Source organism: Streptomyces sp. Q6 (genome assembly GCF_036967205.1).
Lineage (GTDB): Bacteria > Actinomycetota > Actinomycetes > Streptomycetales > Streptomycetaceae > Streptomyces > Streptomyces citrinus.
Genome location: NZ_CP146022.1, coordinates 1,748,712 through 1,772,671, shown reverse-complemented (window position 1 = coordinate 1,772,671; position 23,960 = coordinate 1,748,712). Strand labels below are relative to the sequence as shown.

The 23,960-nt window shown below is 73.1% G+C and carries 18 protein-coding genes and 3 pseudogenes; 10 read left to right on the top strand and 11 right to left on the bottom strand.

What is annotated here, in order from left to right; genetic code table 11:
- Positions 1-42: 42 nt before the first annotated feature.
- The gene (locus V2W30_RS08290) at positions 43-870 is read right to left on the bottom strand and encodes a glycosyltransferase family 2 protein (protein WP_338694900.1); all 828 of its coding nucleotides are present in this window, start codon (positions 868-870) and stop codon (positions 43-45) included.
- Between the two features lie 393 nt (positions 871-1,263).
- Positions 1,264-1,689: a hypothetical protein gene (locus V2W30_RS08285; RefSeq protein ID WP_338694899.1), complete on the bottom strand. Its 426-nt coding sequence runs from the start codon at positions 1,687-1,689 to the stop codon at positions 1,264-1,266.
- Positions 1,690-2,029: 340 nt separating this feature from the next.
- On the opposite strand from V2W30_RS08285, the gene V2W30_RS08280 reads away from it, so the two are divergent.
- Positions 2,030-2,851, top strand: a complete 822-nt coding sequence (locus V2W30_RS08280) for an SGNH/GDSL hydrolase family protein (protein WP_338694898.1) — start codon at positions 2,030-2,032, stop codon at positions 2,849-2,851.
- 8 nt (positions 2,852-2,859) lie between these two features.
- Here the strand turns inward: V2W30_RS08280 and V2W30_RS08275 are convergent, their stop codons facing one another.
- The 4 genes and pseudogenes from V2W30_RS08275 to V2W30_RS08260 form a co-directional block, all read right to left on the bottom strand.
- The gene (locus V2W30_RS08275; protein WP_338694895.1) at positions 2,860-4,542 is read right to left on the bottom strand and encodes a serine/threonine-protein kinase; all 1,683 of its coding nucleotides are present in this window, start codon (positions 4,540-4,542) and stop codon (positions 2,860-2,862) included.
- 67 nt (positions 4,543-4,609) lie between these two features.
- Positions 4,610-6,119 (bottom strand): annotated as a pseudogene (locus tag V2W30_RS08270) (nickel transporter).
- Positions 6,120-6,177: 58 nt separating this feature from the next.
- Complete coding sequence (locus V2W30_RS08265; protein WP_338694893.1) at positions 6,178-7,434, bottom strand: tetratricopeptide repeat protein; 1,257 nt, start codon at positions 7,432-7,434, stop codon at positions 6,178-6,180.
- Positions 7,435-7,556: 122 nt separating this feature from the next.
- Positions 7,557-9,110 carry a DUF4331 domain-containing protein gene (locus tag V2W30_RS08260; protein WP_338694891.1) on the bottom strand — a complete coding sequence of 518 codons (1,554 nt, stop codon included), beginning with the start codon at positions 9,108-9,110 and terminating at the stop codon, positions 7,557-7,559.
- A gap of 183 nt (positions 9,111-9,293) precedes the next feature.
- Between V2W30_RS08260 and V2W30_RS08255 the strand changes: the two are divergent.
- The 4 genes and pseudogenes from V2W30_RS08255 (at position 9,294) to V2W30_RS08240 (ending at position 13,067) form a co-directional block, all read left to right on the top strand.
- A pseudogene (locus V2W30_RS08255) lies at positions 9,294-9,850 on the top strand (sigma-70 family RNA polymerase sigma factor).
- On the top strand, positions 9,847-10,605 hold the full coding sequence (locus V2W30_RS08250; protein ID WP_338694889.1) for an anti-sigma factor: 759 nt from the start codon (positions 9,847-9,849) through the stop codon (positions 10,603-10,605). Before V2W30_RS08255 ends, V2W30_RS08250 begins: the two are co-directional and overlap by 4 nt.
- A gap of 126 nt (positions 10,606-10,731) precedes the next feature.
- Positions 10,732-11,001: a hypothetical protein gene (locus V2W30_RS08245; protein ID WP_338694887.1), complete on the top strand. Its 270-nt coding sequence runs from the start codon at positions 10,732-10,734 to the stop codon at positions 10,999-11,001.
- A gap of 326 nt (positions 11,002-11,327) precedes the next feature.
- Positions 11,328-13,067, top strand: coding sequence for an amidohydrolase (locus V2W30_RS08240; protein ID WP_338694885.1), 1,740 nt, complete (start codon positions 11,328-11,330; stop codon positions 13,065-13,067).
- Between the two features lie 51 nt (positions 13,068-13,118).
- Here V2W30_RS08240 and V2W30_RS08235 read toward each other — a convergent pair whose 3' ends face one another.
- A complete protein-coding gene (locus V2W30_RS08235; RefSeq protein ID WP_338694884.1) occupies positions 13,119-13,895 on the bottom strand; it encodes an ABC transporter permease in 777 nt (258 codons plus the stop codon).
- Positions 13,892-14,860 (bottom strand): ATP-binding cassette domain-containing protein, encoded by a 969-nt coding sequence (locus V2W30_RS08230; protein WP_338694883.1) that lies wholly within the window; start codon positions 14,858-14,860, stop codon positions 13,892-13,894. The genes V2W30_RS08235 and V2W30_RS08230 overlap by 4 nt, the downstream gene beginning before the upstream one ends.
- Before the next feature lie 63 nt (positions 14,861-14,923).
- Here V2W30_RS08230 and V2W30_RS08225 point away from each other — a divergent pair, with 63 nt between their 5' ends.
- Positions 14,924-15,634 carry a TetR/AcrR family transcriptional regulator C-terminal domain-containing protein gene (locus tag V2W30_RS08225; RefSeq protein WP_338694882.1) on the top strand — a complete coding sequence of 237 codons (711 nt, stop codon included), beginning with the start codon at positions 14,924-14,926 and terminating at the stop codon, positions 15,632-15,634.
- A gap of 19 nt (positions 15,635-15,653) precedes the next feature.
- Here the strand turns inward: V2W30_RS08225 and V2W30_RS08220 are convergent.
- The 3 genes and pseudogenes from V2W30_RS08220 to hmgA all read right to left on the bottom strand — a co-directional run bounded on the left by V2W30_RS08220 (position 15,654) and on the right by hmgA (position 19,034).
- A pseudogene (locus V2W30_RS08220) lies at positions 15,654-16,810 on the bottom strand (type ISP restriction/modification enzyme).
- A gap of 52 nt (positions 16,811-16,862) precedes the next feature.
- The gene (locus V2W30_RS08215; RefSeq protein WP_338694880.1) at positions 16,863-17,612 is read right to left on the bottom strand and encodes a GntR family transcriptional regulator; all 750 of its coding nucleotides are present in this window, start codon (positions 17,610-17,612) and stop codon (positions 16,863-16,865) included.
- A 99-nt stretch (positions 17,613-17,711) separates the two neighbouring features.
- Complete coding sequence (gene hmgA, locus V2W30_RS08210) at positions 17,712-19,034, bottom strand: homogentisate 1,2-dioxygenase (protein WP_338694878.1); 1,323 nt, start codon at positions 19,032-19,034, stop codon at positions 17,712-17,714.
- 150 nt (positions 19,035-19,184) lie between these two features.
- On the opposite strand from hmgA, the gene V2W30_RS08205 reads away from it, so the two are divergent.
- The 4 genes from V2W30_RS08205 to V2W30_RS08190 all read left to right on the top strand — a co-directional run bounded on the left by V2W30_RS08205 (position 19,185) and on the right by V2W30_RS08190 (position 23,855).
- Positions 19,185-19,694 (top strand): hypothetical protein, encoded by a 510-nt coding sequence (locus V2W30_RS08205; protein ID WP_338694877.1) that lies wholly within the window; start codon positions 19,185-19,187, stop codon positions 19,692-19,694.
- A gap of 10 nt (positions 19,695-19,704) precedes the next feature.
- Positions 19,705-20,313 carry a TetR family transcriptional regulator gene (locus V2W30_RS08200; RefSeq protein WP_425244505.1) on the top strand — a complete coding sequence of 203 codons (609 nt, stop codon included), beginning with the start codon at positions 19,705-19,707 and terminating at the stop codon, positions 20,311-20,313.
- A 97-nt stretch (positions 20,314-20,410) separates the two neighbouring features.
- On the top strand, positions 20,411-21,265 hold the full coding sequence (locus V2W30_RS08195; RefSeq protein ID WP_338694875.1) for a hypothetical protein: 855 nt from the start codon (positions 20,411-20,413) through the stop codon (positions 21,263-21,265).
- Positions 21,246-23,855, top strand: coding sequence for an AAA family ATPase (locus V2W30_RS08190; RefSeq protein ID WP_338694874.1), 2,610 nt, complete (start codon positions 21,246-21,248; stop codon positions 23,853-23,855). Before V2W30_RS08195 ends, V2W30_RS08190 begins: the two co-directional genes overlap by 20 nt.
- The last annotated feature ends 105 nt before the right edge of the window (positions 23,856-23,960 follow it).

Here is a 23,960-nt window from a genome sequence, read left to right as displayed (position 1 = left end):
GGCCCGGAGCGGCGCCCCGGAACCCCTGCCCATGACGATCCGTCAAGACTTGTCCCCCCGCACCAGGTTGAGCCGGGCCGGAGCGGAGCGGCGGCGCGCGCGCCGGTTCGAGCGCTCGGCGAGGATCACCCTGAGCACCCGCAGCCCGTCCCGCACGGCGCGCAGATTGCTCGCCCCGTGGATGCGCAGGTACTCGTGGCTCGGGATCTCCTGGACCTTCAGGCCCGCCTTGACGACCCGGATGTTCATCAGGGTCTCCACCTCGAACCCGGTGCAGTCGAGGTCGATCTCGTCGAGGCAGTGCCGCCAGAACGCGTTGTACCCGTAGCACAGGTCCGTGTAGCGGGCGCCGAACTTGGCGTTGACGACCGAGCACAGCGCCCAGTTGCCGAGTTTGCGGATCGGGGTCATGTCGTCCGTTCCGCCGCCGTTCGCGAAGCGCGAGCCCTTGGCGAAATCGGCCCCGGAGACGAGCGCCGACACATAACTGACGATCTCCTGGCCGTCGGCCGAACCGTCCGCGTCGACCATCACGATGATGTCGCCCGAGCACGCCTCGAATCCGGTGATCAGGGCATCCCCCTTGCCCTTTCCGTGCTGCGGCACGACCACCACTTCGGGCCACAGTTCGCGGGCCACTTCGACGGTGTCGTCGGTGGAATTCCCGTCGACGAGAACGACTTCGTGGATCCATTCCGGCAGCGTCTTGAAGACGTACGGAAGATTCTCCGCCTCGTTCATGGCGGGAATGACCACGCTCACCCGTGGCGCAATGGCGAGGTGCGTGGAGATCGCCCGGTACTGGCCGGGTATTCGCGCCGGCGTCGTCCCGTCATCGGGAAACACCGGGCGCACAACGGAGCTGCTCATGAGTCTGGTCCCTCTCGTCCGGTGGACCGCCCGCCCCCGGGCGGTCCGGCTGGATATCCGGTTCGAAAGGGGGGTTCTCACTTACGGACATGACGGAATGGATCTCCGTACAGGCCGGGTGAGCTGGCAATACACACCGGTTGGTTGGACCGGCCGCGCGGAACGCGACTCGGCGACCCATGACAAAGAAATGAGCGGCTCACCGAGCACGGCACCCCCCTACCGCGCCCCGCCTCGATCCGTCGCGATCTTGAGCCCTCCCCTAGATCGCATTGCGTGATGGACCGATGCGGGTGGATGTACGACGGTATTGATGATTGTGACTGTATGGCAAGACCTGGAACGAGGCCTCACGTTTTTGTTGTTTTGGGCTTTACCTGAACTGGTGCCCCTCTAGCGGATTTTGCCCATCCGTTTACCGAATCGGATCGCCCACTGAAGAAGGAAGGCGAGGGCGCTGAGCGCCCCCACGGCGATGACCCCGCCGTTCACCGACCAGCGGTGGGTGGCGAGCATGCCCTGGGCCACCAGCATCACCACGGCGACCGCGCCGGCGGCCGAGGTGAGGAGGCGGGCCCATGGGTCGAGGCCGCGCAGGGCCGCGGCGAACGCGGCACCGGGCGCGGCGAGCAGGAAGAAGAGCGCGAGTGGTCCGCGCAGCGGAGAGCCGGCACCCGAGAGCGCGAGGGCGAGACCCGCCGCCCCCGCGACGACGCCCGCCCCCGCGAGCAGGTACCACACGTCTCTGCCGGACGGTGCGTCCGCCGGGCCGTCTCCCGGACCGCCGGATGACGACGGCTTGATGCCTATGGTCTGCATTGGCGACTTTGCCCCCCGACGCGCCGGATGCCGGGCTTCAATGTCGCGCAGTGGCGGGGGCGGCGTCAAGATGCGGCGGGTATGGGCGGGGATCTGTGGTAACTGCCGTTCGCTCCAGCTGAGTTGATGGATGATCAGCTTCCGCCTCAATGTCCCCTCGCGACATCGGCCGTACCTCCGCGCCGCGCTCTCTACGGGCGTAGATCACAAGAGATGAGGGTATGTCAGTTCTGACATGCACCTGCAATGAACCTCGGGCGAATGTCGGGCTCCGGTACTTCCCGGTAACTCTGTGGCGTGCTACCACAGTTGTGGCAGAGATCCTGCTAAGGGAGGTTCCATGAGACGTTTCCGACTTGCGGCATACGTGACCTCGTTCCTCTTCGCGGCGACAGCGGCCCTCACCGGGGCAGGCGCCGCGCAGGCAGCGGACAACACCCCCTCGACCTTGGCGGCCACCGGCTATGTGGCCCTCGGCGACTCGTACTCCTCCGGGGTCGGCGCCGGTAGCTACGACAGCGCCAGCGGCGACTGCAAGCGCTCCACGAAGGCGTACCCGGCCTTGTGGGCGGCGGCCCACTCACCCTCAAGCTTCCATTTCACCGCGTGCTCGGGTGCTCGTACGGGTGATGTCCTCTCCGGTCAGCTCGGCCCGCTCGGCGCGGGAACCGGGCTGGTGTCCCTCAGCGTCGGAGGCAATGACGCGGGCTTCGCCGACGTCATGACGACCTGTGTCCTCTACTCCGAGTCCACGTGCGTGTCCCGCGTCAACGAGGCTCGCGCGTACGTCACTTCGACCCTGCCCGGCAAGCTCGACCAGGTGTACTCGGCGATCAGCGCGAAGGCTCCGGCCGCCCATGTGGTGGTCCTCGGCTACCCCCGCTTCTACAAGATCGGCGGGTCCTGCATCGCGGGACTCTCCGACACCGAGCGCTCCGCCATCAACAGCGCCGCGGACCTGCTCAACTCCACCACCGCCAAGCGCGCCGCCGACCACGGCTTCACCTTCGGCGACGTGACGACCACGTTCACCGGCCACGAGATCTGCTCCGGCTCGTCCTGGCTGCACAGCGTCAACTGGACCAACATCGGCGAGTCGTACCACCCGACCGCCGCCGGACAGTCGGGCGGCTACCTGCCCGTCTTCACGTCCGCCGCCTGATCAGCGCCTCAGTACGTCGGTGAACCGGTGGTGGCCCCCGTCGTCGGGGTCACCACCTCGCACGTGACCGCATAGGCCACGTAGTTCGAGGTGACGGCGACCGGGCTGCGGACCTCGACCGCGATCTCGTTGTGCAGCGTCCCGCCCTCGTCGTACGCCGTCTGCGTGGTGTTGACCGTACGGCTCTTCGCGTCACCCGAGCCGAAGCTCAGCGTCTTCCACCCCGGGTCCGACGGCTCCCCGCTCCGCGTCACCCACCGGTACTCGACCTTGACCGGAGTGCGCCCCACGGTGATCGTCGCCGCGAACGCGGGGGCCTCGGCCGCGGGCGGCGGACACGCCCCCGAGTAACTGCCGCGCACCGCCCGCACGCTCACCCGCACGGACTGGGCGGGCGTGGTGGTGTGCCCGCCGCTGTTGCCGCCGTTCCCGTTCCCGTTCCCGTTGCCGGAACCGCCGCTCCCGCTGGTGCCGTTCCCGTCGGTGCCGCCCGTGCTGTTCCCGCCGTCACCGGATCCCGAGCCGCCGCCCGACGAACCCGCTCCGCCCCCGTTGTTCGCACTGCCGCCGCTGGAGCCGCCGTTGCCGCCACCGGAGGAGCCACCGCCGTCGTCCCGGTTGAGCAGCGCGTACGTGAGACCGCCGATGGCCAGGAGCAGGGCGACGATCCCCGCCATCAGCGCGAGCGAGGCGCGGCGGGCCTGACGCTCGCCGGTGTCGGCGGGGACGGTCGTCGCGGTCGACGCGGGACCGGCGCCGAACGCCGCGCCGGACAGCGGCGGCGTGGGCGTGGCCGGCTGCTGCGACGTCATCGTCGGCAGCGCGGCGAGCGGGGCGCCCCGCACCGGCTCCCCGCGCAACGTGCCGCCCGCGCCCACGATCCGCAGATCGCGCTCGGCGTCCGCCGCGGACGTGCGCTCGGCCGGATCCTTGCGCAGCAGCCCCTCGATGATCGGGGTCAGCGGGCCCGCCCGGCGCGGCGGCGGCAACTCCTCGTCCACGACCGCGCGCAGCGTGCTCAGCGGGGTGTCCTGCCGGAACGGCGAGTGCCCCTCCACGGCCGCGTACAGCAGCACCCCGAGCGACCACAGGTCCGACTCGGGGCCGGGCCTGCGTCCCAACGCCCGCTCCGGGGCGAGGAATTCGGGCGATCCGATGACCTCGCCGGTCATCGTGAGCGCCTGCGTGCCCTCCACCATCGCGATGCCGAAGTCGGTCAGGACGACCCGGCCCTCGTTCGACAGGAGGACGTTCCCCGGCTTCACGTCGCGGTGCAGCACTCCTGCCTCGTGCGCCGCACGCAGCGCCGCGAGGACCTCGGCGCCGATGTGCGCGGCACGCTGCGGCGACAGGGGTCCCTCGGCGTCGAGCTGGTCCGCGAGCGAGATGCCGCGGATCAACTCCATGACCACCCAGGGGCGTTGTTCGTCGGTGGCCACGTCGTACAGCGTGATCACGTTCCGGTGCGCGATACGGGCCGCGGCCCACGCCTCGCGTTCGAGCCGCGCGTACATCCGCTCCACATCGGCCGTCATGAGCCCGGCCGGGGCCCGAACCTCCTTCACGGCGACCTCGCGGCCGAGCACCTCGTCGCGCGCCCGCCACACGGTGCCCATGCCGCCCTCGCCGAGCGGATCGAGCAGCCGGTACCGGCCCGCGACCAACCGCTCACTGCCCGGCCCTGTGCTCACGGTGCCCCCAAGCCCCGATGTCCTACGAGACAAGTCAGAACAAAAGACAAGTCAGAACAAAAGTAGCTCAACCGAGCGCCGTTGCGGCCCCCTTGACCACCAATCCGCACCCCAGGGCGAGGACGACACAGGCCGAACCGAACGGCACCGTGCGGCTCACGCCCCGGCGCAGCAGCGCCCCGAACCGGCCCCCCTCCCGCCGCGGGCGTTCGGCGAGCGCCCGCGCGATCCGTCCGCCGACCCGCACCACGGCGAGCCCGACGGCGGTGAGGGTGAGGGCGAGCCCGGCCCCGTAGCCCACGACGAGCAGCAGTCCGAACCACGCCTTGCCGAGCGCGGCGGCGCCGACGAGCACGACGACGGCGGAAGGGCTCGGGACGAGCCCGCCGGCGAATCCCAGGAAGAGGGTGCCGCGCAGGCTCGTGAGGGGTGGGTGGTGAGGGTGACGGCCCCCGTGGGAGTGTCCGTGCTCGTGCTCGTGTCCGTGACTGTGCTCGTGTCCGTGACTGCGCTCGCGCCCGTGGTCGTGCGTGTGTGCGTGGTGGCGGCGCTGCCACGCCTTGCGTACGAGCACCACGCCGGCGCCCGTCACCAGGACGCCGCTGGCCACGCCGAGCCAGGCCACCACCGACGGCGCCGCCGCCGACCCCGCGACGACCAGGGCGCCGAGGGCGATCACGCCCAGGGTGTGCGTCACCGTCACCGACGCGGCCAGCGGCATGACGTCCCGCATCCGGGCCCCGCCGCGCGCGGCCGCCGTCGCCGCCATCAGCGTCTTCCCATGGCCGGGGGCCAGGGCGTGCAGGGCGCCGAGCAGCAAGGACGTGGCCAGGGCGAGCGCGGCGAACCCCGGCGTGAGGTGGTGCCGCCCCACGAGCCCGGTCAGCGCGCCGGTCCACCGGTCGGCGCCGCGCGGCAGGATCCCGGCGGCGGGCGACGGCGTGCGTTCCGTGGCGCCGAGCGCCGGTCCGCCGGGGGCGACGCGCAGGGAGGCGGTCGTCGTGTCCGGCGGTGAGCCGAGGAGAGGGCGCGGGTAACGGGTGAGCCGCTCGGAGACGGAGGCGCGGGGCACGTCGCTGCGGGTCAGCGTGGTGCGATCGCCCTGCGCGGTGACCTCGTGCCAGCCGGGCCCCTGCCGGGCGGGGCTGTGGAACGCCACGGCGGTCACGTCGGCGCCCCGGGGAGCGGGACGCCGAACGCGCACTCCAGGCGCAGCGTGTGCAGCCCCGCCTGGCCCGGCCGCCGCTCCGCGTGGCTGCGGCCGGGGGTGACGCCGACGCGGGTCCCGTCGACGTCGACCTGTGTCCCACGAGCCGCGGCACGACACCGCTCCGCGGCCCACCGCGCCGCCCCCGCACGCGCGACGGCCGGTTCGGCCTGCGTCGCGGGGATCTCGGCGAGGTCCTCGACGTGCGTGATCCGCAGCCGCCCCGGACCGGCGACGAGACCGTCGTACGTGTTGGTGGTGAAGTTGCCGAGGGGTGCGCGGACGCGGCACCGGTGGGCAGGGCGAGCGCGGCCGCGACGCCGAGCAGCAGCACGACGCCCCGGCGCGCGAGACGGGCCGGGTACCTCATGACGCCTCCCGCAGCAGCGCACGCGCCGCGGCCGCCCCCGTGGGCGAGAACCCCGGGTTCAGGCGGAGCGCGCGGCCCAGCCACTCCCGCCGCTCCGCGCCCCGCGCGACGACCCCCGGTGGTAGAAGAAGGACGCGTCGGGGAACCCCGTGCGCGTCGCGAACCGCGCGTAGCGCAGCGCCTGGGCGTCGCGGCCGTTCACGTGCAGCGCCCACGCCAGCGCGTCCGCCGTGTGCACGGTGTGCCGCCGCCCCCACTCGGCCCGCGCCGCCCGCAGCGCCGCCGCCCGGTCCCCGTGGTCCGCCGCGGCCAGCGCGGTGTCGAGGTCCACGTCGACCCCGTTGGCGCGGGCCAGCCGGGTCCACGCCGCGACCAGGCCGTACTGCTCACGGGCCGCCTTCGACTCGCCCCGGGCGTCGTACAGTTCGCCGAGCGCGACCAGCGGACCCGGCAGCGGATACCGCGCCACCACGTCCCGCAGATCCCGGACGGCTCCCGCCAGATCGCCCTTCCCGGCCCGCGCCCGCCCCCGGCACTCCAGGGCCGCCACGGACCCCGCGTCCGCGCGCAGCGCCCGCCCGCACCACTTCATCGCGCCCTTGACGTCGCCCTGGCGCCACGCCAGTTGACCGAGTGCCGTCGTCACGTACGCGACGTCGCCGGACGCCGACGATCCCGCCAGCGCCTGTTCGAGGACGCGGCGGGCGCCCGTGACGTCGCCGCGCAGTTCACGTACGTACGAGAACCGCGTGAAGACCGGTACGCCGGGGCGCCGGGCGTCCGCCTCGTCGGCGGCGCGGGCGGCGTCGGCGTACCGGCCGAGCTCGACGAGCGCGTCGATCCGTACGGCGAGGGCGCGCTCGCCGTACGGGTTCACGGCGAGCGCGCGGCGGGCGTCACGCAGCGCACCCCGGAAGTCGTGCCGTGCGGCGGCGAGCGCGGCGCGTCCGGCGAGAGCCGCGTCGTTGCCGTCGGGGCGCAGCTTCAACGAGCGGTCGAGGGCCCGCTGCGCCTCGGCGTACCGGGACGGGTCGCCGAGCGTGCGGGCCTGTTCCACGTACGCGGTGCCGAGCGTCGCCCAGGCCGTGAAGTCCTTCGGCTGGGAGCGGAGACGGGACTGGAGGGCGCGCACGCCCCGGTCGAGGCCGGCGCTGCCCAGCCCTGGCCCCGGCGGCGGTGCGGCGGGCGCGACGGCGGCCGGCGCGGGATCGGGGCCACCGCCCCCGCTCCCGCCGGTCACGACCGCACCCCCGGTGAGGGCGAGCGCCAGCGCGCAGGCGGCGACGGCGGTCCGTCCTGAGAAGCGCGGAGCCATGAGCGGTGCCTTTCTGTGAGCGGAACGTGGTGCGCGGAACGGGGAGGGTGAAGGCGCGGTCCGCCGGGGACCTCAAGCGGACCGCGCCGTCCGAGGGAGGGGTCAGCCGACCCCGCGACGGGTCACAGGACCCCACGGCGCCGGCCGCGCGACCGCCACCACGCCAGGCCGAGCCCGACGAGCAGCACTCCGGCGAAACCGGCCGATGCCGACGCGACCAGCACCGTGTCGGTCGCGTCACCGGACCCGGTCGCGTCCGAACTGCCGCTCAGCGCACCTCCGTTGAGCGCGCTCCGCGCCGCGCTGTCGCCGCCGCCCTGCTTCTTGGCGAGCGGGCCGCGCGAGCCCGCCGTGGGCAGCGCCACGTACGGGAAGGTGTCGCCGAACTTCTGGTCGTTCGCGTTCACCGCGTCACCCAGGTCGTTCTTGTTGCCCAGGAGTTCACCCTCGACGGCCTGCAACTCGATGTCGACGACGTCGTCCGTGAGCCGGCGCCCGTTGGGGAACCCGGCGTTGTCCCCGTCGAGGACACCCAGCCGCTTCGGTGAACTCGTCGGCTTGACCGACGTGTTGAGACGCAGCATCTCCGCGGGCCGTACGTTCGGCGGCTTCGTCAGACCCTTCACACCGGTCAGGAACACCGACACCAGGTCGCCCCGGGGCTCCTTCGGCGCGGGCAGTTTGTAGATCGCCTCCAGGAGCTTCGGCAGCTCCGGCTCGGTGACGTACGGCAGGAAGTCCGCGTCGTTCCACGGGTGCGAGGCGTTGAACCTGTCCTTGTCCTTCCGCGGCACCACCACCTCGTTGACCAGCGGTGAACCCAGCCGCGATACCTGTGTCCAGCCGCCCTTGGCGTTCTTGCGCTGGGTCGTGGACCAGATGCCGACGATCGGCTGCTCCGCCGACTGCCGGATCGTCGACGTCGGCACCTGGAGCGCCAGGGTGTTCACGTTGTAACCGGCCAGCGTGTCCCGGCCGACCTCCGACAGATCGCCGCCGTAGAGCAGGTCGAAGACGCGCAGATCGAGGAAGAACGGATCGTCGGCCTGACCGGCGAACGCCGTCCCCCCGCCCGCCAGGGGATGTATCGCCTGGTCGCGCAGCTTCTTGTAGTCGGGCATCGACGCCTTGCCCACGTTCGACGGCGCGACCGGAACCTGGTGCGCGATCTTCGTGGTGGACACCACCTTCTGGTGGTCCAGCTTCAGCAGGTCGATGTCGTAGGTCTGCGTCACGTTCAGGTCCGGGTCGTCGAGGCTGCTCACCGGGCCCGTGTTGTAGAGGAACGTGTCGCCGTTCTTGGTGTGCGTGTCGAAGGTCCAGCGGTACAGCAGGTCGCCCTGCCCGTCGCCGTCGCTGTCGATGTGCACGTCGTGCTGCGAGTCCTCGGCGAACGGGAAGAAGTTCGGCCCGCCCGCCGGCTCCTCGAACGGGATCCAGTTCGCGACGATCGTCGTCGTGTCCGGCTTGTCGGGGCTGACGAACGCGTACACGTCCGTGTTGTCGTGCTGCGGATCCCCCGAGATGAGCGGCGCCTCCCGGTGGCTGGAGGCCCGGGCCTGCCCGGGTTGCAGCGCGGTCGCTCCGGCGGCTGCGAGCCCCCCTGCGGCCAGCGCGCCACTGATGAGCGCGGCCAGGGAGCGAACTCCCCGGCGGTTCCTGGCAGTTGCTGTCATCGCGTCCGTCCCTCTGTCCGTCGGTGCCCGCACCGCGCGAGCCTCTTGCCCCTGCTTTCGGGGCACGGGGCCCGGCGGATTGGTCCGGGATTCCGGGACATCCGCGCGCGACCCATCCGCGCGCACCCCTGTCTCCGAATGACCTCCCGCAGCACAATGAGCGGGCCGAGAACGGGAGACCGGATGGAAGTCGTGGACAGCGCCGACGTACTGCTCACCCGGGTGGGGCGCGGTGACCAGCGGGCCTTCGAGGAGCTGTACGGGCAGGTGTCGGGCCCGGTGTACGGGCTGGTGCGCCGCGTGCTGCGGGACCCCGCGCAGTCCGAGGAGGTGACCCAGGAGGTGCTTCTCGAACTGTGGCGCACCGCGGCTCGCTACGACCCGGCCCGCGGCGGCGCCCTCTCCTGGGTCCTCACGCTCGCCCACCGCAGGGCCGTCGACCGGGTGCGCAGCGTGCGGGCCGCGGGGAGCGGGAACAGCGCGCCGCCCGGCGGGCCGACCCGCCGGCCTTCGACCAGGTCGCCGAGGAGGTCGAGAGCGGGCTCGAACGGGACTGGGTGCGCCGCTGCCTGGGCCGCCTCACCGACCTCCAGCGCCAGGCCGTCACCCTCGCCTACTACGACGGCTACACCTACCGCGAGGTCGCCCGCCGCCTGTCCGTGCCGCTCGGCACCGTCAAGACCCGGATGCGCGACGGCCTGCTGCGGCTGCGGTCCTGTCTGGACGGGGCCTCCGCGTGAGCCGCTTCCCGTGGTCGGCGGGCACCGTCCACTCGCTCGCGGTCGCGTACGCCCTCGACGCCCTCGGGCCGCGCGAACACGCACGATTCGAACGGCACTTGGCCCGCTGCGAACGCTGTGCCGCCGAGGTCCGCGCCCACTCCGTCGACACCCTGCGGCTCGCCCGCGCGGCCTCGGTGCCCGCGCCGCCCGGCCTGCGCGAGCGCGTTCTGAGCGCCGTCCGCACGCTGGAACAGGAGCCGAACGCGCCGCTCCGCGAACCGCCGCGGCCCGCGCCCGCGCGCCGCCGCCCCCTGCTCGTGCCGCTCGCCGCGGGCGCCGCCGTGCTCGCGCTCGTCGCCGCCGCCCTGCTCGGCGTGGAGCTGACCCGCACTCAGGACCGGCTGGCCGCACAGAAGTCCGAGGCACGTGAGATCGCCCACGTTCTCGCCGCCCCGGACGCGCGCGTGACGCATGACGAGGGCATGTCCGTCGTCGCCTCGCCCACGCTGCGCAGCGCCGTGATCACCGTCAAGGATCTTTCCGCCCCGCCGCGCGGAAGCGACCATCAACTCTGGGTGATCTCCGAGGCGAGGCCGCCGCGCTCGCTCGGCGTGCTGCCCGATGGGGGGCCCGACACGCCGATCCTGGCCTCCGGCTTGACGTCCCACGTTTCTTCACTCGCTGTGACGACCGAACCTGACGGCGGCTCGAAGCGGCCCACAACTGCCCCAGTTGTCCAACTCGCCCTGGAATCAGTCGGATTCGGAGAGTAACCGTCGAGACGGCGTCAACCTCCTTATGAGGGAGGTGAATCCTGTGACCGGGATACACGAGTGTCACGCGGGGGCGATAGGGTTAACCTGCCCGGGCCGGGTGCCCTCGTATGGGTGGGGAGTGACATGGAACAGATAACAGTGCGCAGCAGGCCTCGAGTGCCTGCGATCACCTGCGGGAGCAGCGCGACAAGCTCGCGCCTCGACCGCCATCTCTCGGTGCTCGGCGGTCCTGCCGTCCCGCAGCGCGAGGTGGCCGAGGCGACGACGCTGATGCGTGAGCTCACCGCGCGTGACACCGCGCACGAGCGCGGCGGAAGCCGTGCACGGATGCGACGGGTCTCGCTCTTCGCACCACTGCGGCGCCTGCGCCGCTCGTTGTTCGGCGGCCACTAACCCGGCCGCCCGTCCAGCAGGGCCGAGGCCCGTATCCGATCTCCGCGCCGTCCGGCGTACCGCTGCGCATTTCCGCGACCGTCATCCCCACGGCATGCGGCGGACGTCACGGCAGGAGAGTCGGGTGCGGGCCTTTGTCATGCCCGCACACCGCGCCCGCGCCCGCGCCCGTAACAGCCTTGTCATGCACGGATGTTGACGGAGCAACCTTCAGGGGCCACTGTGCAATTGATCTCCCCCACCCTCGAACCAGGCTTCGCCAGGCTCGGGCGGGAGGTGCCCCTATGGCCGATACAGCTACACCAACCTCACCCCCGGAGGTGCGCGTGTGTGACCTGCACGACCAGCACGAGCACAACGAAGCCCTGATCGCCTCGGGCCCCCGGCTCAGCAGACGCCGGATCATGCAACTGCTCGGCGCGGCCGGCGTGACCGCGGCCGCCATGACGGCGGAGGCCGACCCGGCGATGGCCGCGGCCGACGACGCCGTGGACACCGACCCCGCCGCCTACCGAGCCCCCGAGGGCCTCGCGGAGGACAGCCCCGCCAAGTCCTCGGCCCTCGACTGGATCGGCTCCAACGCCTCCCGGATCACCGGCCTGAACGCCGAGATCTGGGAGCACGCCGAACTGTCCCTGCGCGAGTGGAACTCCTCGCTCGCCGAGGCCGGCTTCCTCGAACGGGCCGGATTCGACGTCCAGTTCGGCACGGCCGGCTTCCCGACCGCGTTCACCGCGACCTTCACGTACGGCAAGGGCGGCCCGGTCCTCGGCTTCAGCGGCGAGTACGACGCCCTGCCCGGCCTGTCGCAGAGCAAGGGCGTCGGACACCACGATCCGCGCGAGTACGTCCACGACCCGTTCGCCCCGAGCTACGGGCCGGGCCACGGCTGCGGTCACAGCGCACTCGGCACCGCCGCGGCGGCAGCGGCCGCCGCCGTCGCCCAGGCAGCCAAGAAGCACAAGCTCCCCGTCACCGTGAAGTTCTTCGGCTCGACCGCCGAGGAGACCCTGATCGGCAAGACGTACGCGGTCAGCAAGGGCGTGTACGAGGGCCTGGACGCCTTCCTCGACTGGCACCCCTCCACGGCCAACGCCACCGGCTGGGGCACGACCACGGCCATGACCGCCGTGACCTTCACCTTCCTCGGCGTCGCGGGCCACGGCGGCACCCCGCTCGGCAACAAGTCGGCGCTCGACGCCGCCGTGATGATGGCGACCATGTCGGAGTTCCTGCGCGAGGAGAACCTCGCGCCGTCCGGCCGCCTGCACTGGGTCATCAACAACGGCGGCGACATACCGAATGTCACTCCGGAGATCGCGGAGATCAGTTACTACGTACGCGAAGGCAGCCCGGCCCGCGTCCAGGTCCTGCTCGACAAGGTGATCGCCGTCTCCGAGGCCGCCGCCAAGGCCTCGCAGACCAAGGTGCAGCACCGGATCACCTCCGCCTGCTGGAACCAGCTGCCCTCCAAGTCCTTCGCGGAGCTGCTCCACGAGAACATGCGGCAGATCGGCCCGCCGCGGTTCAGTGACGAGGCGCACACCCTGGCGAAGCAGCTCCAGGAGTCGCTCGGCCTGCCGCAGCAGGGCATGCACGCCAAGGTCGCCGACCTCACCCCGCCCAACCCGGCCTTCCTGGGCGGCGGTTCGACCGATGTCGCCGACATCAGCTGGAACGTGCCGACCGTGTCGATGGGCGCGGCGCTCGCCCCGATCGGCACCAAGATGCACACCTGGTCCACCGCCTCCTGCGCGGCGGCCGCACCCGGCCAGGCGGCGGTCGTGGCCGCCGCGAAGTACCTGGCGGCGACGGCGGTCGACCTGATCACGCAGCCCGCTCGCCTGAAGGCGGTCAAGGACGAGTTCAAGGAGCGCACGAAGGGCGTGCGGTGGAAGACGGCCCTGCCGGACGGCTATGAGCCGCCGATGTACGAGCCGCCGGCCTGGTTCCTGAAGAAGACCGGCCAGAAGTGGCCGCCGAGCAACATCACCTGGCCACCGAAGAGGGTCGTCTCCCAGGAGAAGTTCTCGTCCCTGGGCCCGGAGCTGTCCCCGCAGGTCTAGGCAGGTCCAGGCAGGTCCAGGCAGGTCGAGCCGTCGGCGTCCCGCTCGCCGTCAGCCGCGCGTGCAGCGGCGGACGGCGAGCGGGACACACACCGCGAGCAGCACCGCGCACCAGGTCAGCGAACCGGCCACCGGGTGCGTCACCGGCCAGGCGGAGCCGTGCGGCACCGCCGCGTTGCCGCACAGGTCGCGCAGGGCCGTGCTCACGGCGCTGATCGGGTTCCACTCGGCCAGGGTGCGGGCCACGGCGGGCATGCCGTCGGTCGGGATGTACGCGTTCGACAGGAGCGGCAACATGAAGGTGACGCCCGCCAGTTGACTGGCCGCCTCCTCGCTGCGCGACAGCAGCCCGAGCAGGATCCCGACCCACGTCGCCGTGAACCGGAAGAGCAGCAGCAGCCCGAACGCGGCCACGGCCCCCGCCGCCCCGCCCTCGATCCGCCACCCCATCGCGAGCCCGACGAGCACCAGCGGCACCATGCCCACCGTCGTCGTCACGAGATCGGCGACGGCCTGCCCGAGCGGGACCGCCGACCGGCTCATCGGCAGCGTACGGAAGCGGTCCATCACACCGCGGTGCGCGTCCTGCGCGGCGGTGAACATGCCCGTCATGATGCCGTTGGCCGCGGTCGCCACCAGCATCCCGGGCACCAGGAACGCCCGGTACTCGGCTCCCGGCATCGCGAGCGCGCCGCCGAAGACGTAGCCGAAGAACAGCAGGAAGACGATCGGCATCGTCTGCGTCATGATCAGGATCGCCGGGGCGTGCCGCAGCCGCTGGAGGTGACGGCCGAGGACGGCGCCGCCGTCGTACAGGATCGCGCTCACGCGGCGACCTCCTTCGTGGTCCGGGCCGCGGTCAGCCGCAGGAACACCTCGTCGAGGGTCGGCGGGCGCAGACTCGCGTCCATCAACGGGACGCCGCACGCGTCGAGTTCGCGGACGACACGGGGGAGCGTGACGGCCGGATCGAGGACGACCGCGCCGACCGTGCGCCGCTCGGGGGACAGCACCGGCCGTGAGCCGGTGAGTTGGTCGAGGACGACGGCGGCGGCGTGCAGCCCCGGCTCGCCCGCCTCCTCGGTGACGACGACCTCCGCGTAGCTGCCGAGCCGGCCCTTGAGTTCGGCGGGGGTGCCCGCGTGGGCGGCGCGGCCGCCGTCGATCAGCACGATCTCGTCGGCCAGCCGGTCGGCCTCGTCGAGGTACTGCGTGGTCAGGAGCACCGTGGTGCCCTCGTGGGCCAGCTCGCGCACCGCGTCCCAGATCTCGTTCCTGCTGTGCGGGTCGAGGCCGGTCGTCGGCTCGTCGAGGAAGAGCACGGCGGGCCGGGTGAGCAGGCTCGCGGCGAGGTCGAGGCGGCGCCGCATGCCGCCGGAGTAGGTGCGCGCGGTGCGGTCGGCGGCCTCGACCAGGCCGAACCGCTCCAGGAGTTCCTCGGCCCTGCCGCGCGGCGCCCGCAGCAGCCGCCCGAACAGACGCAGGTTCTCGCGGCCGGTGAGGTCGCCGTCGACCGAGGCGTACTGACCGGTGACGCCGATGCGGCGGCGCACGCCGCCGGGGTCCCGCGCGAGGTCGTGCCCCGCCACCCGCGCCGTCCCGGCGTCCGGGCGCAGCAGCGTTGTCAGCACCCGTACGGCCGTCGTCTTGCCCGCTCCGTTCGGCCCGAGCAGGCCGCACACCGAGCCCTCCCGTACGGCCAGATCGAGGCCGCGCAGCGCGTGCACGGCGTTGGCACCCGAACCGAATCGCTTCTCCAGACCTTCACTAAGTACAGCGTACGTAGAAGTCATGGCGACACCGTAGCGCACTACGTACGGTGTACGTAACTAGGATGGTGCGCGAGGTGATGATCCATGGCGGGCCGAGCGGCCGAACCCGAAGTGATCTGGGCGCGCCCCGAGCGCGCCGGGAGGGGCCCCAGGCCGGCCCACAGCCGGGCCGACATCGCGGCGGCGGCCGTCCGCGTGGCCGACGCCGAGGGCATCGAGGCGGTGTCCATGCGCAAGATGGCGGCCGAGCTCGGCATGGGCACGATGTCGCTCTACAACTACGTCCCGCGCAAGGAGGACCTGTACGAGCTGATGGTCGACGCCGTCAGCGGCGAGTACGTCTACCGGGACCCGAGCGGCGACTGGCGCGCGGACGTCCTGGGACTCGCCCGGCAGGCACGGGCGTTGATGCACCGGCACCCGTGGCTGCCCCGCCTCATGTCACCGGTCTACGGCTTCAGCCCCAACGCGCTGCGGTACCTGGAGCACTGCATGGCCTGCCTGGACCCGCTGGAACTCCCGTACGGCACCAAGATGGAGCTGATCGCGGCCGTGACCAGTGTGGTGACCACGTACGTCGCCAACGAGATCGCCACCGCCGAACGCACCCGGTCCCTGCCGTGGAGCGCCGAGCAGGAGCAGGCCGCGCGGATCGCCTACCTGGGCGCGCAGGTGGCGTCGGGCCGGTACCCGCGGCTCGCCGCGGCGTTCATGGAGGACTCGGGGCCGATCGACCTGGAGGCGGTCTTCGAGCGGGCCCTGCGACGGACCCTGGAAGGCTTCGCCGCCGGATGACGCCCGGCGGCCGCGCGGGTCAGAGGATCGCGAACTGCCCGCCCGGACCCTCCTCCTGGTGGTCGAGCACGGAGGCGGGCCGGCGCGCGCCGGCCGGTACGGGCAGGATGCGCGCGCGCCGCAGCGCGTCCTGCGTGAGCCGATCGCCGAGGGCGTCCCGCAGCCCGTCCAGGAGCGGCCGCAGTTCGGCGAGGAGCGCGAGCACCGTCACGATCTCCAGGAGCTCCGACGTCCACGGCTGCGGCCAGGCGGACGGACGCACCGCCGCCAGGGTGCCCGGCTCGGCGGGAGCGGTCCTGCGCGCGAACCACTGCTCGAGGACGCGCACCCCGCTGACCTGGAAGTCCCAGGCCGCCTCCGGGACCGGCGAGATGCGGCCGTCGCCGAGGAACAGGGCCTCCTCCTTGCGGTCGTAGAGCAGCTCGGTGGGGCGGGGCGGCAGCGGGGCGCGCACGTACGGGCGGCGCCCGCCGGGCAGCTTCGGCCGCTCGCTGCCGGGGGCGCGCCGCTGCAACCACACGGCGCGGCGGCCCAGTTCGACCCCGCGCGCCCAGACGTCCGCGTCGTCGGGCAGCGGCACGCGGACGTCCTTGCCGTCGCGCACGGCCAGGGCCGTCACCCAGGCGAACAGGTCGTCGGCGGTGACCTCGTGGTCGTAGAGGCCGGACAGGTGGGTGAGCAGTCCCGGCGCCACGTTCGGCTCGACGCCGTGCGGGCGGCGGTACAGCGGGCGGATCCGGCCGGGCCGGCCCGCGGGGAGCGGCCCTCGGGCAGGACGGCGCTGGCCAGGACCACGGGGCCGCCGGCGTCCGGCACGTGGCCCTGCTCCACCAGGTACGACTGCCGCTCGTCGGCGACCCGCCACAGTTCGGGCCGGGCCGCGTCGAGCAGCCGCTGGTCCGGGATGAGCCACTGTTCGTCGAAGGGGCCGTGCAGCACGCGCACCGGCTCCGGACACGGTCCGTCGGCGTGCGCCAGCGGTTCCGTACCCGCGCGCTGACCGGGGAGTTGGGCCGCGGCGGCGTACAGCGTGCGGGTGCGCGAGGGTTCGAGCAGGGCCTCGCGCTCGCCCGTCTCCGCGCGGACGAACGCGGCCCAACGGGCCTTGAGCGAGGCGGGATCGGGTGCCACGGGCCAGCCGCGGCCGAGCCGCAGCGGGGCGACGGACCACGGCATGAGGTCCGCGAGCAGCGGAGCGTCGGTGTCGGGCGTCACCAGGGCATCGTACTCAGTGCGCTTCCAGCGTCACCGTGAACGAGAAGCGGTCGCCGCGGTAGTGGATCACCGCCACGTCGAGGACCTGGCCGTCCTCGTCGTACGTGATCCCCGTGTAGTGCAGGATCGGGCTGAGCAGCGGCACGTTCAGGAGCCGGGCCGTCTCCGGGTCGGCCAGCCGCGCCTCCACCGAGTCCGTGATCCGGCTGATCCGCACCCCGACCACGTCGCGCAGCACCTTCGTCATGGGCCAGCGCGCGAGGTCGGCGACGTCGACCCGCTCACCGAGGTCGGGCCGCAGGTAGTTGCGGGCGTGGTTGGTCGGCTCGCCGGTCTTCTCGTCGCTGCGCAGCCGGTGGTACGTGGGGGCGGTCGTCGTCCCCGGGAACAGGTCGGCGTAGGCCGCGGGCAGCGGGGCGGGCCCGTGCGCGAGGACCTCGGTCGTCATGCCGGACTGCTGCGCGACGATGGCGTCCACGGAGCCGAGCAGCCGCACGGGCGTCCCGCGCCGGGCGTCCGGTTCGATGAACGTGCCGCGACGGCGGTGCCGCGTGATGAGCCCCTCGTCCTCCAGCTCCTTCAGCGCCTGCCGCATCGTGAGCACGGAGACCCCGTAGTGGGCCGCGAGCCGCTCCTCGGTGGGCAGCCGCAGCGGGTCCTGCGGGGAGCGCCCCAGTATGGAGGCGCGCAGAGACTGCGACACCTGATACCAGAGCGGCAGTTTGCGGTTCAGGACGATCGAGTCCGGGGCGAATGACGTCACGGGGCTATCCGTATCGGTCGCGGGGCGGGGATGCAATGCGGCGGGTGCGGCGCGGACGGGACGACCGCGCCGCGGCCCGCGGGACGGGCCGGACAGCCCCTAGCTCCGGAAATGCCGCTCAAGGCCCCGCCACACCTCGTCGTAGCCGCGCTGCAGGTGCTCCGCCGCCGCGGCCTGCGGAGCGAGCGTCACCGGCCAGCGCGTCTCGAACATGAAGGCGAGGCCGTCGTCCACCCGCTGCGGCTTCAGCTCCGCCGCGCTGGCCCGGTCGAACGTCTCCCGGTCGGGCCCGTGCGCCGACATCATGTTGTGCAGCGAGCCGCCGCCCGGCACGAAGCCCCCCTTTCCGGCGGTCTTCGCGTCGTACGCGCCCTCGACGAGGCCCATGTACTCGCTCATCACGTTCCGGTGGAAGTACGGCGGCCGGAACGTGTCCTCGCCCACCAGCCAGCGCGGCGCGAACACCACGAAGTCGACCCCGGCCAGGCCCGGGGTGTCGGACGGCGACGTGAGGACCGTGAAGATCGACGGGTCGGGGTGGTCGTACGAGATCGTCCCGATGACGTTGAAACGCCGCAGGTCGTACACGTACGGGACGTGGTTGCCGTGCCAGGCGACGACGTCGAGCGGCGAGTGGTCGTAGGTCGCGGTCCAGAGGTTGCCGCAGAACTTGTTGACGACCTCGACCGGGCGGTCGTCGTCCTCGTAGGAGGCGACGGGAGCCCTGAAGTCCCGTGCGTTCGCCAGGCCGTTCGCGCCGATCGGACCGAGGTCGGGCAGCTGGAACGGGGCGCCGTAGTTCTCGCACACGTACCCGCGGGCGCTCTCGTCGAGGAGCTCCACCCGGAAGCGGACGCCGCGCGGGATCAGCGCGACTTCGCCGGGGCCCGCCGCGAGCAGCCCGAACTCGGTGCGCAGCAGCAGGCCGCCGTGCTCGGGGACGATCAGCAGTTCGCCGTCGGCGTCGCTGAACACCCGGTCCCTCATGGGGGAGTTGGCGTGGTACAGGTGCACGGCCATGCCGGAGCGCTGTGTCGCGTCCCCGTTCCCCCCGAGGGTCCACAGGCCCGCCAGCCAGTCCGTGCCGGGCGCCGGATCCGGCAGCGGGTCCCAGCGCAACCGGTTGGGGTCGGGGACCGACTCGGTGAAGGGGGCCGTGCGGATCGCGCCGTTGTCGACGCGCGTGAACCGCGGGTGCGCGGCCGACGGGCGGATCCGGTACAGCCACGAGCGGCGGTTGTGCGCGCGGGGCTCGGTGAACGCCGAGCCGCTGAGCTGTTCCGCGTAGAGGCCGAGCGGGGCGCGCTGCGGCGAGTTGCGCCCCTCGGGCAGGGCGCCGGGCACCGCCTCCGAGGCGTGCTCGTTCCCGAACCCCGACAGATAGGCGAGCCCCTCCGCCGTCTTGTGTGCGTCCCCGCTCATCGTCGCTCCCTCGTCCATGATTCCTATGGACAACCGTAGGATTCGACCGGACCCCGCGCAAGAGGGCCGGGGAACCCCGAGGGGCTCCCTCCTGAGTCCTCCTCCCCGAGGCGGATCCGGGAACGTGAGCGTTCCTCTACTGTCGCGTCCATGTCGAGGTCGCCACGGGTCCGAACAGCCGCCGCCCTTCTGGCGGGCCTCGTCGGGTGCGGTGACGACGACGGCGGTCCGCGCCGGGTCGGCACCGTCCTCGACCGCACCGACGACGAGGGCCGGCACTTCCGGCAGGTCCCGGAGAAGGACGCCCCGGAGGCCGGCATCGTCGTCCAGCCCGACGCCGACCCGAGCGCCGGCTGGGACATCCGGATCCGCCTGCGCCACTTCCGCCTCAGCCCGCCCGGCACCGGGTCCCGCGCCGTCCACGGCCGCGGCTACGCCCAGCTCTACCTCGACGGCCGCCGCCTGGCCCTGCTGCGCACCCTCGACCACCGGCTGCCCGGCTCCCGCGTCGGCCGCGGCACCCACCACGTCACCGTGCGCCTGTACGCCGACGACCACACCGTCTGGGCGGTCGACGGCGAACCCGTCGAGGCGACCGCCGACCTCACCGCCTCGGGGGCCGAGACCGCCTCACCCGCCCCCGACATGGACGCGCCGTAGGGTGACCCGCATGCCGCACCCGACGTCCCTGCGCCGCGCCCCCGTCCAGCAGCGCAGCGCCGAGCGCCTGACCCGGATCCTCGACGCCTGCGCCGGGCTCCTCGACGAGAGCGGCTACGACGAGCTGAGCACCCGCGCCGTGGCGAGCCGCGCCGACGTCCCCATCGGCTCCGTCTACCGCTTCTTCGGCAACAAGCGCGCCATGGTCGACGCCCTCGCCCAGCGCAACCTGGAGCGCTACGCGGAACGCGTCACCGCACGCCTCGCCGCGATCGGGGCGGACGACTGGCGCGCCGCGATGGACGCCGTCCTCGACGAGTACCTCGCCATGAAGCGCACCGCACCCGGCTTCTCCCTCGTCGACTTCGGCACCCAGATCCCCGTCGGCGACCCGGACGCCGACCCCAACCGCCGCGTCGCCGACACCCTCACGGACCTCCTCGCCCCGCACCTCGGCCGCACCCCCGACGCCGCCCTGCGCCGCACGTTCCTCGTCGCCGTCGAAGCGGCGGACACCCTGGTCCGGCTCGCGTTCCGGCTCGACGCGGCGGGGGACGCGGCGATCATCGGGGAGACCCGGGAGCTGTTGCGGGCCTATCTGGCGCGCGTGTTGGACTGAAACGGCATGAACGGCGCCCGGACGGACGGCCGTTGATACATTGGCCACGCCGGGCCACGGCCCGTCACAACCTGTGAACCGGACGGCGGGGGACGTCATGGTGCGAGCGGTGGGCGTGCACGGGATCGGCCAACAGTACGCGGGCGAGCGGCAGTTGCACGCGACGTGGTACCCGGCGCTCGCCGACGGCCTGACCCGCGCGGGCGCCCCGGACCTCGCCGAGGGCGACCTCCACTGCGCCTTCTACGGCGACCTGTTCCGCGCCCCGGGCCGCACCCTCGCCGTACAGGACCCGCCGCTCGACGCCTCGGACGTCGCCGAGGGACTGGAGAGCGACCTGCTGCTCGCGCTGTGGGCGGAGGCGGCCCGCACCGACGACGCGGTCCTCGCGCCCGACGCCCGCACCCTCGCCCGCACCCCGCGCACCGTCCAGCGCGCCCTCAACGCCCTCAGCCGCTCCCGGTTCTTCGCCGGTGTCGCCCTGCGCGCCCTCGTCGCCGACCTCAAACAGGTCCGCGCCTACCTCACCGACCCCGCCGTCCACGCCGCCGTGCAGCAGCGCCTCGCCGACCGGATCACGCCCGACACCCGGATCCTCGTCGCCCACTCCCTGGGCACGGTCGTCGCCTACGAAGCGCTGTGCGCCCACCCCGAATGGCCGGTGCGCACCCTCGTCACCCTCGGCTCCCCGCTCGGCATCCACGGCCTCGTCTTCGAGCGGCTGCGCGTCCCCGGCGGCAGACCGGGGGACTGGCCGGGCTCCGTCGAGCGGTGGACCAACATCGCCGACGAAGGTGACGTCGTAGCGCTGACCAAGGACCTGCGCCCCCTGTTCGGCGACCGCGTCGAGAGCCGACTCGTACGCAACGGGGCGCGGGCGCACGACGCCACCAGATACCTGAACACGCCCCAGGCGGGGCGGGCGGTGGACGATGGACGGCAGAGCGGCTGACGGCCGCAGGTACGTGCTGAGCGCGGCCGTCACCCAGGTGGCGGCCCACCCCGACGCGGCCCGCCCCGAACTCGCCGAGGACGTCCGCCGCATCGAGCGGCTCTTCCTCGGCGAACTGGACCACACCCGCGGCGCCGACCTCGGCCTCGACCCCAGCCGCGAGCAACTCACCAAAGCGCTGCGGGCGTTCGCCACCGCGCCCGAGCGACGCCCCGACGACCACGTCGTCCTCTACCTCGCCGCGCACGGCGTCACCGCCGAGGACAGCGGGCGGCACTACCTCCTGCTCTCCGACAGCGACGCCCGCGACCCGCACGGCACCGCCCTGCCCACCGAGGAACTCGTCGCGCTCCTGTGGGAGGGCACCTCCATCGAGCGGCTCCTCGTCCTCGTCGACTGCTGCTACGCCGAGGCGGGCACCGACACCGCCCTGCGCTCCGCGCTGAAAGCACGGCAGTTCAGAGAACCCGTCACCGAGCACGGCCCCACCGGCCTCGTCCTCGTCGCCTCCTCGCGGCGCAAGGAGGAGTCGTACGTCGGTGCCCTGTCCGCCGCGTTCGACCGGGCCGTGCGCCGCCAGGCCACCGCCGGGCACGCGCCCGCCCACATCAGCGTCGAACACGTCATGGCCGCCATCGCCGCCGACCCCGAGGTGCCGCCCGCCCAGCGCCCCGTCTGGTCCCTCTCGCACGCCACCGGCGGCATCCCCGCGTTCCTGCCGAACCCGCGCCACGTTCCCGAGGCCACCGGCCGCAAGCTCGACGAGATCGACCGGATCATCGCCCTCGGCTGCCGCGAACGCCTCGCCCGCGAAAGAGAGTTGACCGACTTCTTCCTGCCCAGGGCGCGCGGCACCGATGTCCCCACCGACGAGGTGTGGGACTTCACCGGACGCCACACCGCGCTCACCGACCTCACCGGCTGGCTCGCTCCCGCCCGCGCCGCGGACCGGCTCTGCGTCGTCACCGGTGACCCGGGCTCGGGCAAGTCCTCACTGCTCGGCATGGTCGCCGTGCTCACCGACCCGGACCGCGGTGCCGCCGTCCCGCGCGCCGGACTGCCGTCCGTGCTGCCCGGCCCCGGCACCGTGCACGTCGCGGTCAACGCGAGCCACAAGTCGACCCGGCAGCTCCTCGACGCGTTCGCCGCCGCCGCGGGCAGCGCCGCCGAGTCGCTCGGCGCGCTCACCGCGCACCTCCAGACCCGCACCTCGCCCCTCGTCGTCCTCGTCGACGGCCTCGACGAGACCCTCGCCCCGCACGAGGTCGTCGACGAACTGATCACCCCGCTCACCGACCCCGAACGCCAGCTCCCGCTCAGGCTGCTGGTGGGCGCACGGCCGCACATCGCCCGCCGACTGTCCGCCGACGCCACCGTGATGGACCTCGACGACGAGCGGTACGGCGACCCGCCCGCGGTCCGCGCCTACGCCCGCACCCTCCTGACCGCGCCCGGCTCCCCGCTCCTGACCGCACCACCCGCCGTCGTCGACGCCGTGGCCGAGGCCATCGCCGCCGCGGCCGGGCGCTCCTTCCTCGTCGCCCGCATCACCGCCCGCACCACCGCCCGCGAACCCCGGCTGCCGCACCCCGGCGACCCCGGCTGGCACACCTGGTGCGAGCGGCTGCCGCGACTGCCCGGTGAGGCCATGGAGCGCGACCTCGACCAGCGCCTCGGCCCGCTCGCCGACCGGGCCCGCGACCTGCTGCGCCCCCTCGCCTACGCACAGGGCGCCGGACTGCCGTGGGCCGGTGTGTGGCCCCGGCTGGCGACGGCGATCAGCGGCCGCCGCTACGGCGACGAGGACATCGTCTGGCTGCGCCAGGCCGCGGGCTCGTACGTCGTCGAAGGCGTCGAGGACGGCGGCTCCGTGTACCGGATCTACCACCGGGCCCTCATCGAGTACCTCCGCGAGAGCCGGGACGCCGAGCGGGTGCAGCGCACGGTGACCGAGGCCCTGCGCGACCTCGACCACCCGTACGTACGGCACTACCTGGCGCTGCACGCGGGCGAGGGCGGGGTGCTCGACCCGCTGGTGCGGGACGCCGCGTTCGTGCTCGCCGCCGACGCCGGCCAACTCCTCGCTGCCCTGCCGCGGTTGCGTACCGCCGAAGGCCGCAGAGCCGGGCGTGCCGTCAGGGACGTCGAGGCGGTGCTGCGCGGCAGGACGCCGGGCCCCGGCGACCAGGACGTCCGCGCCCGGCTGCGGCTCGCCGCGGTCTGCCGCACCGCGACCCGGCTCGCCGACTCCTGCGACACGGCGGGCGAGGAGCCCCTGCCGTGGCGGGCCCGGTGGGCGGCGTGGACCCCTACGGGGGCTCGCGCGGCTACGGGGGCTTGGGGTCCGGGGCCCAGGAGGGGGTCGTGGTGCCCGGTACGCGCGGCCAGGCCTGGTTCCTGGAGAAGCGGCCGTGGCGCGGGACGGCCGCCGCCTGGGACCTGGACACGGGGGAGCGCGTCGAACTCCCCGCACAGCGCGGGGCGCTGGACCGGGACACCTGGTCGACCGAGCCCGAACTGCCGGGCTGGGCCGCCGCGCTGTCGCACTACTCGCGCTACTGGTACCGCGGCGGCCGGGACATCCGGATGAACTGGCGGGTGCTGCACGCCTGGCACATCCCCACCGGCCGGTACCTGTGCTGGAAACTGCCGCTGCACGAGGAGGCCGACGCGGGACACGACCGCACCGGAATGC

Coding starts and splice junctions, on each gene's coding strand:
- V2W30_RS08200 (WP_425244505.1), top strand. CDS start 19,705: ATGCCGCACCCGACGTCCCTGCGCCGCGCCCCCGTCCAGCAGCGCAGC.
- V2W30_RS08190 (WP_338694874.1), top strand. CDS start 21,246: ATGGACGGCAGAGCGGCTGACGGCCGCAGGTACGTGCTGAGCGCGGCC.
- V2W30_RS08205 (WP_338694877.1), top strand. CDS start 19,185: ATGTCGAGGTCGCCACGGGTCCGAACAGCCGCCGCCCTTCTGGCGGGC.
- V2W30_RS08245 (WP_338694887.1), top strand. CDS start 10,732: ATGGAACAGATAACAGTGCGCAGCAGGCCTCGAGTGCCTGCGATCACC.
- V2W30_RS08280 (WP_338694898.1), top strand. CDS start 2,030: ATGAGACGTTTCCGACTTGCGGCATACGTGACCTCGTTCCTCTTCGCG.
- V2W30_RS08260 (WP_338694891.1), bottom strand. CDS start 9,110: ATGACAGCAACTGCCAGGAACCGCCGGGGAGTTCGCTCCCTGGCCGCG.
- V2W30_RS08195 (WP_338694875.1), top strand. CDS start 20,411: ATGGTGCGAGCGGTGGGCGTGCACGGGATCGGCCAACAGTACGCGGGC.
- V2W30_RS08230 (WP_338694883.1), bottom strand. CDS start 14,860: ATGACTTCTACGTACGCTGTACTTAGTGAAGGTCTGGAGAAGCGATTC.
- V2W30_RS08290 (WP_338694900.1), bottom strand. CDS start 870: ATGAGCAGCTCCGTTGTGCGCCCGGTGTTTCCCGATGACGGGACGACG.
- V2W30_RS08225 (WP_338694882.1), top strand. CDS start 14,924: ATGGCGGGCCGAGCGGCCGAACCCGAAGTGATCTGGGCGCGCCCCGAG.
- V2W30_RS08265 (WP_338694893.1), bottom strand. CDS start 7,434: ATGGCTCCGCGCTTCTCAGGACGGACCGCCGTCGCCGCCTGCGCGCTG.
- hmgA (WP_338694878.1), bottom strand. CDS start 19,034: ATGAGCGGGGACGCACACAAGACGGCGGAGGGGCTCGCCTATCTGTCG.
- V2W30_RS08285 (WP_338694899.1), bottom strand. CDS start 1,689: ATGCAGACCATAGGCATCAAGCCGTCGTCATCCGGCGGTCCGGGAGAC.